The 16,716-nt window shown below is 59.8% G+C and carries 12 protein-coding genes and 1 pseudogene; 6 read left to right on the top strand and 7 right to left on the bottom strand.

Features of this window, described 5'->3' with window-relative positions; genetic code table 11:
• Positions 1-173 precede the first annotated feature (173 nt).
• Positions 174-1,874, bottom strand: coding sequence for a GGDEF domain-containing protein (locus ACSBQV_RS06595; RefSeq protein WP_046686783.1), 1,701 nt, complete (start codon positions 1,872-1,874; stop codon positions 174-176).
• Positions 1,875-2,210: 336 nt separating this feature from the next.
• Here ACSBQV_RS06595 and pepN point away from each other — a divergent pair, with 336 nt between their 5' ends.
• Entirely contained in the window at positions 2,211-4,829 is a 2,619-nt protein-coding gene (gene pepN / locus ACSBQV_RS06590; RefSeq protein ID WP_099783671.1) for an aminopeptidase N, read from the top strand.
• A 52-nt stretch (positions 4,830-4,881) separates the two neighbouring features.
• On the opposite strand, the gene ssuB is transcribed toward pepN, so the two are convergent.
• Genes ssuB through ssuE form a run of 5 tightly spaced genes read right to left on the bottom strand, consistent with a single transcriptional unit; the run spans position 4,882 to position 9,194 of the window.
• Positions 4,882-5,655: an aliphatic sulfonates ABC transporter ATP-binding protein gene (gene ssuB, locus ACSBQV_RS06585; protein ID WP_042784124.1), complete on the bottom strand. Its 774-nt coding sequence runs from the start codon at positions 5,653-5,655 to the stop codon at positions 4,882-4,884.
• On the bottom strand, positions 5,652-6,446 hold the full coding sequence (gene ssuC / locus ACSBQV_RS06580) for an aliphatic sulfonate ABC transporter permease SsuC (protein WP_099783673.1): 795 nt from the start codon (positions 6,444-6,446) through the stop codon (positions 5,652-5,654). Before ssuC ends, ssuB begins: the two co-directional genes overlap by 4 nt.
• An 11-nt stretch (positions 6,447-6,457) precedes the next feature.
• Positions 6,458-7,606: an FMNH2-dependent alkanesulfonate monooxygenase gene (ssuD, locus tag ACSBQV_RS06575; RefSeq protein ID WP_016928301.1), complete on the bottom strand. Its 1,149-nt coding sequence runs from the start codon at positions 7,604-7,606 to the stop codon at positions 6,458-6,460.
• A gap of 19 nt (positions 7,607-7,625) precedes the next feature.
• Positions 7,626-8,591, bottom strand: a complete 966-nt coding sequence (locus tag ACSBQV_RS06570) for a sulfonate ABC transporter substrate-binding protein (RefSeq protein ID WP_099783675.1) — start codon at positions 8,589-8,591, stop codon at positions 7,626-7,628.
• Positions 8,592-8,615: 24 nt separating this feature from the next.
• Positions 8,616-9,194 (bottom strand): NADPH-dependent FMN reductase, encoded by a 579-nt coding sequence (ssuE, locus tag ACSBQV_RS06565; protein WP_033642583.1) that lies wholly within the window; start codon positions 9,192-9,194, stop codon positions 8,616-8,618.
• 258 nt (positions 9,195-9,452) lie between these two features.
• On the opposite strand from ssuE, the gene pyrD reads away from it, so the two are divergent.
• Both pyrD and ACSBQV_RS06555 read left to right on the top strand, forming a co-directional pair.
• Positions 9,453-10,463 carry a quinone-dependent dihydroorotate dehydrogenase gene (gene pyrD, locus ACSBQV_RS06560; RefSeq protein ID WP_099783677.1) on the top strand — a complete coding sequence of 337 codons (1,011 nt, stop codon included), beginning with the start codon at positions 9,453-9,455 and terminating at the stop codon, positions 10,461-10,463.
• A 176-nt stretch (positions 10,464-10,639) separates the two neighbouring features.
• Positions 10,640-11,188: a cell division protein ZapC gene (locus tag ACSBQV_RS06555; RefSeq protein WP_004928171.1), complete on the top strand. Its 549-nt coding sequence runs from the start codon at positions 10,640-10,642 to the stop codon at positions 11,186-11,188.
• 6 nt (positions 11,189-11,194) lie between these two features.
• On the opposite strand, the gene ACSBQV_RS06550 is transcribed toward ACSBQV_RS06555, so the two are convergent.
• On the bottom strand, positions 11,195-12,298 hold the full coding sequence (locus tag ACSBQV_RS06550; protein WP_033642584.1) for a YcbX family protein: 1,104 nt from the start codon (positions 12,296-12,298) through the stop codon (positions 11,195-11,197).
• 103 nt (positions 12,299-12,401) lie between these two features.
• Between ACSBQV_RS06550 and rlmKL the strand changes: the two genes are divergently transcribed.
• From rlmKL to ACSBQV_RS06535, 3 genes and pseudogenes are all read left to right on the top strand, one after another.
• Positions 12,402-14,528 carry a bifunctional 23S rRNA (guanine(2069)-N(7))-methyltransferase RlmK/23S rRNA (guanine(2445)-N(2))-methyltransferase RlmL gene (rlmKL, locus tag ACSBQV_RS06545; RefSeq protein ID WP_089192583.1) on the top strand — a complete coding sequence of 709 codons (2,127 nt, stop codon included), beginning with the start codon at positions 12,402-12,404 and terminating at the stop codon, positions 14,526-14,528.
• A gap of 5 nt (positions 14,529-14,533) precedes the next feature.
• On the top strand, positions 14,534-16,438 hold the full coding sequence (locus ACSBQV_RS06540) for an ABC transporter ATP-binding protein (protein WP_099783681.1): 1,905 nt from the start codon (positions 14,534-14,536) through the stop codon (positions 16,436-16,438).
• 73 nt (positions 16,439-16,511) lie between these two features.
• Positions 16,512-16,716 (top strand): annotated as a pseudogene (locus ACSBQV_RS06535) (paraquat-inducible membrane protein A); the annotation flags it as partial.

Here is a 16,716-nt window from a genome sequence, read left to right as displayed (position 1 = left end):
TGTTATTGAAGCTGCATCACACCATAAATCACCGAAGCGGGTCGAGGATTAAACGTGCCTTTATGGCGGGCTGGCGACGGCGGCGGGGGAAAAAAGCCAGATATGCCTGTAAGGTGAATGACTTAGCCTAATTAGTCATAAAAATTATAATGTTAATTATTTTAAACAACAAATCAGATAAACCCGGCCTGGGTGTGCACGCTGACCCGATCCTTGCCGTTCTTTTTGCAAAAATAGAGCGCTTCGTCCGCCTGTTTGATCGCCGCCTGCAGCGCAGTGAACGCGTTGACCGGCGCAATGCCGCAGCTGGTGGTGAAACGCACTTGCCGCCCGTCGGTCAGATTCAGCGTCAGGCGATGGGTGCGGGCGCGCAATTGCTCCATGATGTCCCGCGCGTTGTCCAACGAACAGTTGCCCAGCAGCACCGCGAACTCTTCACCACCGTAGCGGCAGAAGATGTCGCTGGCGCGAAACGCGCGTTGCAACAGATGGCCGAATTCCACCAGCGCCCGGTCACCGACATCGTGGCCGTAGCTGTCGTTGAGCTGTTTGAAGTTGTCGATATCGATCAGGCAAAAGGCCTGCGGGTAGCTACCGTCGCCCAATAGCTGGCATTCGAGGAAGAATTTACGGCGGTTATAAATGTTGGTGAGCGGATCGAGGAAGGAAGAGGCCTCAAGCTCTTTAATCAGCAGCTGTTTCTCGCTTTCCAGCGAGACCTTGTCCAACTGATATTGTCTGAGCTGTTGAATGGCGTCGCTGATGGCGATCAGTTCCCGGCTGTAGAAGGCGTCGTTGCGATCGATATTCATCTCGCCGCGCGACAGCCGCACGATATTGTTGTGGGTTTTGGTCAACCAGCGGTTGATGTTGGTGCAGAACACCAGCGCCGGCAAAATGAACAGCAGCACCCCCAGACCGGCGAGCGCGATCATGCCGTAAATGGTGGTCTGGCTGTCATAAATCTTGTGACGCGAAGCGACGGTTTCCAGCTCGAAGCTGCGTTGATACAGCGTCTGCGAAAGCCCGCTCAACTCGTCGACATAGCGCGAGATCAGCGCGGCGGGATAGGGCTTTTGGGTATTGATGGCGGTGTATAGCCCATCGGTAATCTGCTTGAGGCGTTCGGTAGACACCTGGCTGAGCAACTGATTGACGATGCTGGTGGTTTGCACGTCGTCGTAGTTGAGCTTCATGAAGATCAACCGGGTGCTCAGCGCGTTCAGGACGCCGGTCAACTGAATGGACTTCAGATAGGCGTCTTTGCGATCGAGCGGGCTGACGTTGACGTCGATAATCTGATCGCTTAACTCCGTCAGCGACATATTTAGCCGGTTGTTGAGGCGAATGGCCTCGAGAAACATAAAGGAGTCGGTATCCACCATTCGGGTATCGTAGGTGTAGCGGTAATAGCTCTTGCTGGTTTGCGAGATGTAATAGGCGCTGTTGATGTTGAACAGGTTGGCGTTGGCGTTGTTGACCTGCGAAAGCTGCAGGTTGTCGTTATCCAGCAACTGTTCCATCAGGCCGATCATCGACAGCGCGGCGATTTTTTGCCGCACACCCAGCTCCCTGGCGACCGTGTCGTTCAGATGCTCGCGGATCCGGGCGATTTTCTCACGCGCCACCCGATCGGCGGCCAGACACTGCGCGCGAGTGATTTGCGGATCGATCAGGCTCAAGCGTTTGAGACGGTGAGCCTGCAGCGAAGCCTGAAAGGCCTCGGAGATTTCTTTGGCGCGATCGATCTTATACAGGTTGAGCTGGTTATCGCGGTACTCGGTATGGGCTTCGAGCAGTTCCTCGACGATGAACAGCGAGAAGGAGGTCATCAGGCACAGGGTGAAAAAATAGATTGCGTATTTGATTTTCATAGTGCGAGTCATCCCTGAGCCTGATTCGGCAATTATACCATCATGCCGCCTGTGCCGCCTCAACAATGCCCGAGCGCCGCGAAGGCGGTTTTTTAGCATTAAATGCTGATTTTTATTTATCCATTGGTCACCCGCGCTGCCATCTGGTGGGTGAACTATGATTTGCCTCTGATTTCTTTATCGCGCTTGCCCGGCGGATCTGGGCTTTTCAGCCAGCTGTGATACAGTTTATTCACAATCAGGTTCGCCGAGCGCCGCAGGGGAAATCTCCAGCGACGGCGCGGAGGAGAAGAGCGGCCTGGCACCTATAACTCACTGAGACGTTTAAGGGTTTTTATGACACAACAGCCACAGGCAAAATATCGCCACGATTATCGCGCGCCCGATTACACCACGACCGACATCGATTTGGACTTCAGTCTGGACGCGGAAACCACGCGCGTGACCGCCGTCAGTAAAATCAAACGTCAAGGCGCGGCCGGCGCACCGCTGGTGCTGGATGGCGAGGATCTGACGCTGGTGAGCATTCAGGTCGACGGTCAACCGTGGAGCGCCTATCGTCAGCAGGATAACCAGCTGATCGTCGAAGCGTTGCCGGCACAATTCACTCTGACCATCGTCAACGATATTCACCCGGCGAAAAACACCGCGCTGGAAGGGCTGTATCTGTCCGGCGATGCGCTGTGCACGCAATGCGAAGCCGAAGGCTTCCATCATATTACCTATTACCAGGATCGCCCGGACGTGCTGGCGCGCTTTACCACCCGCATCGTGGCCGACAAGGCGCGCTATCCGTTCCTGCTGTCGAACGGCAACCGTATTGGCCAGGGTGAATTGGCCGATGGTCGCCACTGGGTGCAATGGCAGGATCCGTTCCCGAAACCTTGCTACCTGTTCGCGTTGGTGGCGGGGGACTTCGACGTGCTGCGCGACAGTTTCACCACCCGTTCCGGCCGTAAGGTCGCGCTGGAGCTGTTTGTCGATCGCGGTAACCTGGATCGCGCCGACTGGGCGATGACCTCGTTGAAAAACTCGATGAAGTGGGACGAGACCCGCTTCGGTCTGGAATACGATCTCGACATTTATATGATCGTGGCGGTCGATTTCTTCAATATGGGCGCGATGGAGAACAAAGGGTTAAATATCTTTAACTCCAAATACGTGTTGGCGAAGGCGGAAACCGCCACCGATAAAGATTACCTGAACATCGAAGCGGTGATTGGCCACGAATACTTCCACAACTGGACCGGCAACCGCGTCACCTGCCGCGACTGGTTCCAGCTCAGCCTGAAAGAGGGGCTGACGGTGTTCCGCGATCAAGAGTTCAGTTCCGATCTGGGCTCGCGTTCGGTCAACCGTATCGATAACGTGCGCGTGATGCGCGGCGCGCAGTTCGCCGAAGACGCCAGCCCGATGGCGCATGCCATTCGTCCGGATAAAGTCATCGAGATGAACAACTTTTACACCCTGACGGTGTATGAGAAAGGTTCTGAAGTGATCCGCATGATGCACACCCTGCTGGGGGAAGAGAACTTCCAGAAAGGGATGCAGCTCTATTTCGAACGCCACGACGGCAGCGCCGCCACCTGCGATGACTTCGTACAGGCGATGGAGGACGCGTCCAACGTGGATCTGTCGCGCTTCCGCCGTTGGTATAGCCAGTCCGGCACGCCGCTGTTGACGGTGCGCGACGAGTACGATGCGGAAACTCAGCAATATCGCCTGCATGTCAGCCAGAAAACCCCGCCGACCGCCGATCAGCCTGAGAAGTTGCCGCTGCATATCCCGCTGGATATCGAGCTGTACGACAGCGAAGGTAACGTCATCGCGCTGCAGAAGGGCGGCCTGCCGGTCAACAACGTGCTGAACGTCACCGAAGCGGAGCAGACCTTCGTGTTCGACGGCGTGGCGCACAAGCCGGTGCCGTCGCTGCTGCGTGAATTCTCTGCGCCGGTGAAACTGGATTATCCGTATAGCGATCAGCAACTGACCTTCCTGATGCAGCACGCGCGCAATGAGTTTGCGCGTTGGGATGCGGCGCAGAGCCTGCTTGCGACCTACATCAAACTGAACGTGGCGCGGCACCAGCAGAAGCAGCCGTTGTCGCTGCCGCTGCACGTGGCCGACGCGTTCCGTGCGGTGTTGCTGAACGAGACGCTGGATCCGGCGCTGGCGGCGCAGATCCTGACGCTGCCGTCGGAGAACGAAATCGCTGAACTGTTCGCCACCATCGATCCGGAAGCGATCGCCGCGGTGCACGAAGCGATCGTTCGCTGCCTGGCGCGGGAGTTGGCCGATGAGTGGCTGGCGGTGTATCACGCCAACAAGACCGACGGCTACCGCGTGGAGCACGCCGACATCGCCAAGCGCGCCTTGCGCAATGTGTGCCTGGGTTATCTGGCGTTCGGCGAAGATGCGGCGCTGGCGGACCAACTGGTGAGCGAACAGTATCGCCAGGCGGATAACATGACCGACTTGCTGGCGGCGCTGTCCGCCGCGGTTGCGGCCCAGTTGCCGTGTCGCGATGCGCTGTTGGAGGCGTTCGACGAGCGCTGGCATCAGGATGGCCTGGTGATGGACAAATGGTTCGTGCTGCAGGGGAGCAGCCCGTCGGCGGATGTGTTGAGCAAGGTGCGTGCGCTGCTGCAACACCGCTCGTTCAGCCTGAGCAATCCGAACCGCACCCGCTCGCTGATCGGCGGCTTCGCTTCCGGCAACCCGGCGGCGTTCCATGCGGCGGATGGCAGCGGTTATCAATTCCTGGTGGAGATCCTAAGCGATCTCAACCAGCGCAACCCGCAGATCGCCGCGCGCCTGATCGAACCGCTGATTCGTCTGAAGCGTTACGACGCCGGTCGCCAGGCGCTGATGCGCAAAGCGTTGGAACAGCTGAAAGGGTTGGAAAACCTGTCCGGCGATCTGTACGAGAAGATCAGCAAGGCGCTCGACGCCTAATCTTTTCACCGTGAATACCCAAAGGGACGGCCTGTGCCGTCCCTTTTTTCGTTCAATTCGCCGCCTGGCGTGGGCTGGCCGCGGTGACCGGCGGCGATAACACCCGCTCCAGCACTTCAGCTTCCAGTTCCGCCAGCCTGGCCGAGCCTTTGCGGCGTGGCCGCGGCAGATCGATGCTCAGATCCAGTCCGATGTGGCCCTCTTCAATCAGGATCACCCGATCCGCCAGCGCGATGGCTTCGCTGACGTCGTGCGTCACCAGCAGTACGGTAAAACCGTGCTGTTGCCACAGCGATTCTATCAGCCCCTGCATCTCGATGCGCGTCAGGGCATCCAGCGCCCCGAGCGGTTCGTCCAGCAGCAGCAGGCGGGGGCGGTGGATCAACGCGCGTGCCAGGGCGACCCGCTGCTTTTGTCCGCCGGACAGCGCCGCCGGCCAGTCGCGGGCGCGATCCGCCAAACCGACCGCGGCCAGCGCCTGCAGCGCCGCGTCGCGCCAGTGGCCGCGCAGCCCCAGACCCACGTTGTCGATCACCGTTTTCCACGGCAACAGGCGCGCATCCTGAAACATCAGCCGGGTATCCTCTTTGGCGGCGGCAAGCGGCGCATTGCCGCTGAGCAGCGCTCCGCTGCTGGCCTGTTCCAGGCCGGCCAACAGACGCAGCAGGGTGCTCTTGCCGCAGCCGCTGCGGCCGACCACCGCCACGAACTGCCCGGCAGAGATGCGTAGCTGAATGTTATCCAGCACGGTGCGGTTGCCGTAACGTTTGCCGATGGACTCCAGCGTCACCGGCGTGCCTTGCGCAAGGCGAGCGGGAAGGGTCATAGCGCTTCTCCCTGTTTCAGTTGATAGGCCGGATGCCAGCGCAGCCAGACGCGTTCCAGCAGTTGCGCACCCACGTCTGCCAGCTTGCCGAGCAGGGCGTACAGCACGATCGCCACCACCACCACGTCGGTTTGCAGAAATTCACGCGCGTTCATCGCCAGATAACCGATGCCGGAGTTGGCCGAGATGGTTTCGGCGACGATCAGCGTCAACCACATGAACCCGAGGGCGAAACGCACGCCGACCATAATCGACGGCAACGCGCCCGGCAGCACCACCTGCGTGAACAGGCGAAAACCGCTCAGACCGTAGCTGCGCGCCATCTCCAGCAGGCCGCGATCGATGTTTTTGATGCCGTGATAGGTATTGAGATAAATCGGGAACAACGTGCCGAGCGCCACCAGAAAGATCTTGGCGGATTCATCGATGCCGAACCACAGGATCACCAGTGGGATTAGCGCCAGGTGCGGCACGTTGCGGACCATTTGCACCGAACTGTCCAACAGGCGTTCACCCCAGCGCGACAGCCCGGTAATAAAGCCGAGAATCAGTCCGATGCTGCCGCCGATGGCGAAGCCTAACAACGCACGCTGGCTGCTGATGCTCAGGTGCTGCCACAGTTCGCCGCTTTGGCTCAGGCGCCAGAAGGCGGCCAGCACCGCACTCGGCGCCGGCAAAATGCGGTTGGACAGCCAGCCGGTTTCGACGGCGACTTGCCAGATGATCACCAGCGCCAGCGGCAGCGCCCAAGGGGCCAGCCGGTACAGGATGCGTTGCGCGTTCTTTGCCATCGGGGCGCTCCTCAGCTCTGCGACACTTTTTGCGGAACATAGATGTTGGCCACCACTTCGCCCTGCGGGCGCACCGGTTGAAGGCGCGCGGGCGTTTCCTCCTGTGCCAGGTCGAGGTGCGGAAACAGCAGTTCGCCGACGCGGTAGGCCTCTTCCAGATGCGGATAGCCGGAGAGAATAAAGGTGTCGATGCCCAGATCGGCGTATTCCTGCATGCGCGCCGCGACCGTCGGGCCATCGCCCACCAGCGCGGTGCCGGCGCCGCCGCGCACCAGGCCGATGCCGGCCCACAGGTTCGGGCTGATCTCCAGATTATCCTTCTTGCCGCCGTGCAGCGCCGCCATGCGCCGTTGGCCGACGGAGTCGAAGCGGGCAAAGGCCTGCTGCGCGTTGGCGATGGTTTCCTCATCGAGGTGAGCGATCAGCCGATCGGCGGCGCGCCAGGCCTCTTCGGTAGTTTCCCGCACGATGACGTGCAGACGGATGCCGAAACGTACCTGCCGGCCCTTCGCCGCCGCTTTGGCGCGCACCTCTTCGATCTTCTCTTTGACCTGCGCCGGCGGCTCTCCCCAGGTGAGGTACATTTCTACCTGCTCGGCGGCCAGATCCTGCGCGGCGGCGGAGGATCCGCCGAAATAGAGCGGCGGGCGCGGTTGCTGCACCGGCGGGAACAGCAGTTTGGCGCCTTTCACCTGAATATGCTTGCCGTGGAAATCGACGGTTTCACCTTCCAGCACCCGGCGCCAGATATGAGTGAACTCGGTCGAGGCTTCGTAACGCTCTTCATGACTGAGATGCAACCCCTCCGCCGCCAGCTCTTCCGGATCGCCGCCGGTGACCAGATTGAACAGGGCGCGCCCGTTGGACAGGCGATCCAGCGTCGCCGCCTGACGCGCCGCCAGCGTAGGGGAGATGATACCCGGCCGCAGCGCGACCAAAAATTTCAGCCGCTGGGTGACCGGGATCAGCGAGGCGGCCACCAGCCAGGAGTCTTCGCAAGAGCGACCGGTGGGGATCAGCACGCCGCCGAATCCCAGCCGGTCCGCCGCTTGGGCGATTTGTTGCAAGTAACCGTGATCGACGCTGCGAGCGCCCTGTGCGCTGCCAAGATAGTGGCCGTCGCCGTGGGTGGGTAAAAACCAGAAAACGTTCAGGCTCATCGTCAATGCTCTCCCGTATTTATTGCGCGCTTGGGCGCCAGATGCGTTGCGAGATGTCGACCTTCACCGGCACCAGCCGGTTGGCGTAAAACAGGTCGGCGGTTTGCTGCTGCGCGGCGATCGTATGCGCATCGAGCGGTGTGATGGCGGTCGGGGGACGGTGATCCAGATAGCTGGCGATCACCGGTTCCGGTAGCCCCATGGCGTTGGCCAGCAAGGTCACGCTTTGCGCCCGGTCGCTGCGGGTGAGCGCATCGGCCTGGGTCAGCACCGTCAGGAGCTGGCTGATAAAGGCGCCATTGGCTTCGACATAAGGGCGCGCCGCCAGATAGAAGGAACCGGTCTGGTTCAGATCGGTGCCGTCGCCGAGCACCCGAACGCCGCCCTGCAGCAGCGCGGCGGAATAATAAGGATCCCAGATAGCCCAGGCATCGACGTTGCCCTGCTGGAATGCGGCGCGCGCATCGGCGGGAGTCAGGTAGGCGGGTTGGATATCCGTAAATTTCAGGCCGGCCTTTTGCAGCGATCGCAGCAGCAGGTTGTGTGAGCTGGATCCTTTCTGAAATGCGACCTTATGGCCTTTCAGATCGGCGACGGTTTTGATCGGGCTGTTTTCCGGCACCAGGATCACTTCCGCCTTCGGTTTGGGAGGCTCAACGCCGACATACAGCAGGTCCGCCCCGGCGGCCTGCGCGAAGATCGGCGGAATATCACCGGTGCTGCCCAGATCGATGCTGCCGACGTTCAAGGCTTCCAGCATCTGCGGGCCGGCGGGAAATTCAATCCAACTGATGCGGGTGGCGGGGAAGCGCTCCTCCAGCAGCCGGTGGCTTTTCGCCAGCACCAGACTCACCGATCCTTTCTGGTAACCGATGCGAAATTGCGCCGGATCCTGCGCGACGGCGGCGTTGGCCCAGACCAGCGACAGCAGGCCGGTGAAGGCCGCTGCGTTCAGCCAACGTCGCAAAGCGTTGCGTTGTTTCATTCAGGCTCTCCTTTTCCAGGCATTTCAGGCGGTTTGACGCGCCGTCAGCGGCGAGGCGACGCGCAGCGCGGGCGGTTTGCGGCGCCCAAGCGCCAGATAGAAACTGGCGAGCGCTTCTTCCAACCGGGCGGCCACGGCGTCGGTGAGCGTGGCGCTTTCGCCGGTCAGCTGGATCTGACTGTCGTCGGCGAACACGCCGTGCAGCACCTCTTGCGCTTTCAGCGCCGCCAGCACCGGTTTCAGCGCATAGTCCACCGCCAGCATGTGACCGACAGAACCGCCGGTCGCCAGCGGCAGCACCACTTTATGGTCCAGCGCGCGTTCCGGCAGCAGGTCCAGCAGGGTTTTCAGCGCGCCGGAGAACGACGCTTTATAAACCGGCGTGGAAATCAGCAGGCCGTCGGCCTGCGCCAGCTGGTCGGCAAACGCCTTGATCGCCGGACTGTTGAAGTTGGCGTACAGCAGATCTTCGGCATCGAAGTCGTGCAGGGTATAGGCCGTCACCTCCACCCCTTGTTGCCGCAGCCAGTTCTGACTCAGCGAGAGCAGCGCGGCGGAACGTGATGGGATGCGTGGGCTACCGGCCAGTGATATAACGCGCATTGCCACTCCTTATAACTAAAAGTTAGGTTTAATTAGAAAATTAATGGGAAGTGTTTTAAACCTACCAGCAACCGGGCGCGTTTTTTAAATCTCATTTTTTGATTTGGATATGCGTAAAAGCGGATTGGCGCCGATTTGGCGATGAAGAGGGAAAACGATTGCGTAAAAACGGCTTTTTTTGCCTTTAATCAATTCCAATTAGGCGGGGGATACCGGATAATACGCCCCCGGTTTGCAACCGGGAAATCAGGAGAGTCCATGTACTACCCCCTCATCAGGAAAGCGTTGTTCCAGCTCGATCCGGAGCGCGCGCACGAAGTGACCTTTCGTCAGCTCAGCCGTATTACCGGCACCCCATTAGCGTTTCTTGTCCGTCAGTCCGTGCCGACCAAACCGGTCAGCTGCATGGGGCTGTCGTTTAAAAACCCGCTGGGGTTGGCCGCCGGTCTGGATAAAAACGGCGAATGCATCGATGCGTTCGGCGCGATGGGCTTCGGCCATGTGGAAGTCGGCACCGTGACGCCGCGTCCGCAACCGGGCAACGACAAGCCGCGCTTGTTCCGCGTGGTTGAGGCGGAAGGCCTGATTAACCGCATGGGGTTCAATAACCATGGTGTGGACAATCTGGTTGAAAACGTTAAGAAATCCCATTTCGGCGGCATTCTTGGGATCAATATCGGCAAGAATAAAGACACGCCGGTCGAGCAGGGCAAAGACGATTATTTGATCTGCATGGATAAAGTTTATCCGTATGCCGGATATATCGCGATTAACATCTCTTCACCGAATACGCCGGGGTTACGATCCTTACAGTATGGCGAAGCGTTGGACGATCTTTTGGCTGCGATTAAAAATAAGCAGCAGGAATTACATGCGCGCCATCACAAATATGTGCCGGTGGCGGTAAAGATCGCGCCGGATCTTTCTGAAGAAGAATTGATCCAAATTGCCGATAGCCTGATGCGGCATAATATCGATGGCGTGATCGCCACCAATACCACGTTGGATCGAAAATTGATCCAAGGGCTGAATTACTGCGAACAAGCGGGCGGGTTAAGTGGGCGTCCGTTGCAATCACGCAGCACCGAAGTGATCCGTCGCCTCTCCACCGAGCTGCAAGGACGTCTGCCGATTATCGGCGTAGGCGGCATCGATTCGCTGACGGCGGCGCGCGAAAAAATGGAGGCCGGCGCGAGCCTGCTGCAAATTTATTCCGGATTTATCTATCACGGCCCGCGTTTGATTAAAGATATCGTTACCCATATCTAATATTTTTCCTCTCATTTTATTCCGGGGGTTTATTTCTGCCCCCGGCTCGTCTATATTTTGTTCGTTAGCTTAAATATCGTTCGCGGAATTATCCGATGTTTAAGCTATTTCATCGGTGATAAAATCGCCTTTTAGGGTGAGTGCGGCGTTGGCATGGGCAGCGAGAAGGATACGAAATGAAGATAAAACCTGACGATAATTGGCGTTGGTATTTTGATGCCGAACACGATCGGCTAATGCTGGATTTAGCTAATGGTATGATCTTTCGTTCACGTTTCCCGGCCAAAATGTTAACGCCGGACGCCTTCGATGAATGCGCTTTTTGCGTGGATGACGCCGCCCTTTATTTCACCTATGAAGAACAGTGCAAGCAGGTCAAGCTGAGCCACGAACAGCGCGCCGAGCTGGTGTTGAATGCGCTGGTCGCCTATCGCTTCCTGAAACCGCTGATGCCGAAGAGCTGGCATTTCTCGCAGCAGCACTACCCGTTGCAGCCGAAAAACGGCGAGCTGGCGGCGGTGAAAGTGATGGAAAGCGGCGCGGAAGCGCGCCTGCTGGTGGTGGAGGCCGGGGATAACGCCAGCCTGTGCCTGCTGGCGCAAAATCAGCTGACGGTCGCCGGCCGTACCATGGTCTTGGGCGACGCCATCAAGGTGATGCACGATCGGCTGAAACCCTGCGCGCAGGATGAAAGCGCCGCCCCGGCTTACGACAGGGCGGTATAAGGCGGATTACGCCAACGTCAAATCAGTTTTCGGGATGCAGCTGCAGCACAGGATGGTGCCGTTGTCGCCCAGCGCGCTTTTCTTCAGGGGCGCGACTTCACCGCTCAGCAATGTAATGCGGCAGCTGCCGCAAATCCCGGCGCGGCACGAGTAAGGCACGCGAATGCCTTGCTGTTCCAGTTGTTCGAGCAGGATCTGCTGGTTATTGCCGGTAAATACCTTTCCTTCATATTCGATAGTGACGCTGTGCGCGCTGTCCTGCGGCGCCTGCACGCTCTCCACCACTTTACCTGCGCCATAAGGGCGCGGCGGCTTGGTTGACAAGACTTCCACCGTATCGCCCACGCGAATGATGCCGCTGTTGCGCGCGATCATATTCTGGCCGAAATCGATGTCGCCGTTGTCGGCGGAGCGGAATTTTTGCAGCGTGCTGAGCGGTTCGCCGCTCGGGTGCTTGCGGCCACGCTCGGTGCTGACGGTGGTGAGCACGCAGCGGCTGCAGGGTTTCACTAGATCGAACATCACGTCGCCGACGCGGATCACCTGCCAGCCGTCTTCAGCCCAGGCGGTAGCGCCGCTCACCACCAGATTGGGGCGGAACTGTTCCAGCTTGATGCTGCCGGGGCAACGCTGCTGCAGGTCGTTGAACGAGGCTTGGTTAATCAGCAGATAAGGGTAGCCGTCGGCAAACGTCAGCGGGATTTCAGGGTGTTTCTTGACCCGGCGGGTCAGCTCCGGCCCCAGCCAGCGCAGCTGCACGTCGCGCTGGAAGTAGCCGCTCAGCCAGCGGTTGATCTCATCCGGCGCGATCAGCGCGGTGAAATGGTTGCCCCACACCTCGGTCGGCTGCGGCGTGGCCGCGAAGTCGCTGAAGCGAATGGCGGCGCTTTCACCGTCCGGCGCGGTCAGAAACAGCCCGTCCGGCAACAGCGCCGGCGTGAACAACACCATCTGCGGATATTGGCGCGCGGTAATAAAGGTGCCGTCCGGTTCGGTGATCATAAAGTTGCGGTCAAAGGCCAGACCGCTGCTGCCGACCTGGGCGTAGGAAAGCTGCAAGCCGCGCAGTGATTTAACCGGATGGACGTAGAGTCTGGAAAGCGTGATCACCCTTATCTCCGTGCGATGATTAAATAGAAGGGAGCAACTTTATGACAAGCGGTGCGGATTAGCTATAATGCGCAACAATTTTCTTTTTGGTGATAAGTACGATATGAACTCTCTGTTTGCCAGCACGGCGCGTGGATTGGAAGAACTGTTAAAAAGCGAGCTGGAAACGCTTGGCGCTCACGACTGCAAAGTGGTGCAGGGCGGGGTACATTTTCAGGGTGACGATCGTCTTCTGTACCAAAGCCTGCTGTGGAGCCGCCTGGCTTCGCGCATTTTGTTGCCGCTGAACGAATTCCGCGTGCACAGCGACCTGGATCTGTACCTCGGCGTGCAGGCGATTGACTGGCCGAGCATTTTTGGCGTGGATAAAACCTTCGCCGTGCATTTCAGCGGCGTGAACGAAGAGATCCGCAACAGCCAGTATGGCGCGCTGAAGGTGAAAGACGCCATCGTTGACAGCTTCACCCGTAAGCTCGACCAACGCCCGACGGTTGCCAAACAGCAGCCGGACATTCGCGTTAACGTCTTCCTGCAACGCGATATGGCCAGCGTGGCGCTCGATCTGAGCGGCGAAGGCCTGCACCAGCGCGGCTACCGCGATCTCACCGGCCAGGCGCCGTTGAAGGAAAACCTGGCGGCCGCCATCGTGTTGCGTTCCGGCTGGCAGCCGGGCACGCCGATGCTCGATCCGATGTGCGGCTCCGGCACGCTGTTGATCGAAGCGGCGATGATCGCCGCCGATCGCGCGCCGGGCCTGCACCGTCAACACTGGGGCTTCAGCGCCTGGAATGGTCACAACGCCGAACTGTGGCGTGAAGTCACCACCGAAGCGCAGGTGCGCGCGCGTCGCGGCCTGCAGGAAACTACCTCTCGCTTCTTCGGTTCCGATATCGATCGCCGGGTGATTGAGATGGCGCGCGGCAACGCCCGCCGCGCCGGCGTCGCCGAGCTGATCACCTTCAACGTCGGCGACGTCGCGCGCTTGACCAACCCGCTGCCGGAAGGCCCGCACGGCACGGTGATCAGCAACCCGCCGTACGGCGAGCGTCTGGAAAGCGAACCGGCGCTGATCGCGCTGCACAACATGCTGGGCCGCGTGATGAAAAGCGCCTTTGGCGGTTGGCAGCTGTCGCTGTTCAGCGCCTCGCCGGAGCTGTTGAGCTGCCTGCAGCTGCGCGCCGAGCGCCAGTTCAAGGCGAAGAACGGCCCGCTGGAGTGCGTGCAGAAAAACTATCAGCTGGCGGCAAGCCCGGCCGGCAACGCTACCGGCGGCGTGCAGGTGGCGGAAGATTTTGCTAACCGTCTGCGCAAGAATTTGAAGAAGCTCGACAAGTGGGCGAAGCAACAAGGCATCGAATGCTACCGCCTGTACGATGCCGATCTGCCAGAATACAACGTCGCGGTGGATCGTTACGGCAGCAAGGTGGTGGTGCAGGAGTATGCGCCACCGAAAACCGTCGATGCGCAGAAGGCGCGTCAGCGCCTGTTCGATGTGATCAACGCGACGCTGGCGGTGCTGGAATTGCCGTCGAATCAGCTGATCCTGAAAACCCGCGAGCGGCAGAAGGGCAAAAACCAGTACGAGAAACTGGCGCAGAAGGGCGAGTTCTTGCTGGTGGAAGAGTATAACGCCAAGCTGTGGGTCAACCTGACCGACTATCTCGATACCGGCCTGTTCCTCGATCACCGCATTGCGCGCCGTATGCTGGGCGAGATGAGCGGCGGCAAGGACTTCCTCAACCTGTTCGCCTATACCGGCACCGCCAGCGTGCATGCCGGGCTGGGCGGCGCGCGCAGCACCACCACGGTGGACATGTCGCGCACTTACCTGGAATGGGCGGAGAAGAACCTGCGCGCCAACGGCCTGACCGGCCGCCAGCATCGGCTGATCCAGGCCGACTGCCTGTCGTGGCTGAGCAATGCCAATGAACAGTTCGACGTGATCTTCATCGATCCGCCGACGTTCTCCAACTCCAAGCGGATGGAGAACACCTTTGACGTGCAGCGCGATCACCTGGCGCTGATGAAAGATTTGAAACGGTTGCTGCGCCGCAACGGGACCATCATGTTCTCGAACAACAAGCGCGGTTTCCAAATGGATATGGCAGGGCTGAGCGCGCTGGGCCTGGAGGCGAAAGAGATCACCGCCAAGACGCTGTCGCAGGATTTTGCCCGTAACCGTCAGATCCACAACTGCTGGCTGGTGACTCACGCCGGCGAAGGAAAATAATTACTATGTCGTTAATCAGCATGTCCGGCGCCTGGCTCTCTTTCAGCGATGCGCCATTGTTAGACAACACCGAAATTCATATCGAAGACAACGAGCGCGTGTGTCTGGTCGGGCGCAACGGCGCCGGCAAATCCACGCTGCTGAAGATCCTAGGCAAAGAGATCCCGCTGGACGACGGCCGGGTGATCTACGAACAGGATCTGATCGTGGCGCGTCTGCAACAGGATCCGCCGCGCAATATCGGCGGCAGCGTGTTCGACTTCGTGGCGGAAGGCGTCGCGGAGCAGGCGGAACACCTGAAGGCGTATCACGCGATCTCTCACCTGGTGGAAAGCGATCCGAGCGAGAAAAACCTGGCGCGCATGGCGCAAATCATGGAGATCCTCGATCACCAGGGGCTGTGGCAGCTCGACAGCCGCATCAGCGAAGTGCTGCTGCAGCTGGGGCTGAACGGCGACGCAGAGCTTTCCTCGCTGTCCGGCGGCTGGCTGCGCAAAGCGGCGCTGGGCCGCGCGCTGGTGAGCTCGCCGCGCGTGTTGTTGCTCGACGAACCGACCAACCACCTGGATATCGAAACCATCGACTGGCTGGAAGGTTTCCTGAAAGAGTTCGACGGCAGCATTGTCTTCATCTCGCACGACCGTTCGTTTATCCGCAACATGGCGACGCGCATCGTCGATCTGGATCGCGGCAAGCTGGTTTCCTGGCCGGGTAACTACGATCTGTACCTGCAGAGCAAAGAAGAAGCGCTGCGGGTGGAAGAGCTGCAAAACGCCGAGTTCGACCGCAAGCTGGCGCAGGAAGAGGTCTGGATCCGTCAGGGCATCAAGGCGCGCCGCACTCGCAACGAAGGCCGCGTGCGCGCGCTGAAGGCGCTGCGCGTCGAGCGTTCAGAGCGCCGTGAAGTGATGGGCACCGCCAAGATGCAGGTGGAAGAGGCGACCCGCTCCGGCAAAATCGTATTCGAGCTGGAAGACGTCAATTATCAGGTTGGCGAAAAGGTGCTGGTACGCGGTTTCTCCGCCCAGGTGCAGCGCGGCGACAAGATTGCGCTGGTGGGGCCGAACGGCTGCGGCAAAACCACGCTGCTGAAACTGATGCTCGGTCAGCTGAAAGCCGACAGCGGCCGCGTGCACTGCGGCACCAAGCTGGAAGTGGCCTATTTCGACCAGCACCGCGCCGATCTCGATCCAGAGCGCACGGTGATGGACAACCTGGCGGAAGGCAAGCAGGAAGTGATGGTCAACGGCCGTCCTCGCCACGTGCTGGGCTACCTGCAGGACTTCCTGTTCCACCCGAAACGCGCGATGACGCCGGTGAAGGCGCTGTCGGGCGGTGAGCGTAACCGCTTGCTGTTGGCTAAGCTGTTTCTGAAACCGAGCAATCTGCTGATCCTCGATGAACCAACCAACGATCTCGACGTCGAAACGCTGGAGCTGCTGGAAGAGCTGATCGACGGCTATCAGGGCACCGTGTTGCTGGTCAGTCACGATCGTCAGTTCGTCGACAACTCGGTGACCGAGTGCTGGATCTTCGAAGGCAATGGCGTGATCAACGCCTTCGTCGGCGGTTACTACGATGCGCATCACCAGCGCGCGACAGCGAAACCGATTCGTCAGGCGGCGCCGAGCGCGAGCAAACCGGCGGCGGAGAAAAAGGCCGAACAGCCGAAGAAAGCGGCGGCCAAGCTGAGTTACAACCTGCTGCGCGAACTGGAACAGTTGCCGCAGCGGCTTGAACAGCTGGAAGTGGAAATCGAAGCGCTGCAGGCGCAGATGAGCGATGCCGACTTCTTCACGCGGCCGCACAGCGAAACGCAAGAAGTGCTGACGGCGTTGGCTAACGCCGAGCAGGCGCTCGAGCAGGCCTTCGCCCGCTGGGAAGAGCTGGAAGCGATGAAAAACGGCTGACCGTTGCGATACCGCCCGCGCGCTGCTGCGGGCGGTATCGACGTGCCGGTGAGCAACGTTATTTAGGAGGAATATGGTGTGTTCCCACAACAATCATCAGCAGCATAGTCATTCCGCACCCTCGGCGGCGCACCAGGATAACCTGATGCTGTGCCCGCAGTGCGACATGCTGGTGGCGCTGCCGCCGCTGGCCTATGGCAGCAAAGCGGTATGCCCGCGCTGCAAAACCACGCTCAGCGCCCGCTGGGACGAGCCGCGCAAGCGGCCGATCGGTTACG

It is taken from the genome of Serratia sp. B501, assembly GCF_051172315.1.
Classification (GTDB): domain Bacteria; phylum Pseudomonadota; class Gammaproteobacteria; order Enterobacterales; family Enterobacteriaceae; genus Serratia; species Serratia ureilytica.
The sequence above is the reverse complement of the archived record's forward strand: the minus strand, read 5'-3'. Positions and strand labels throughout refer to the sequence as shown.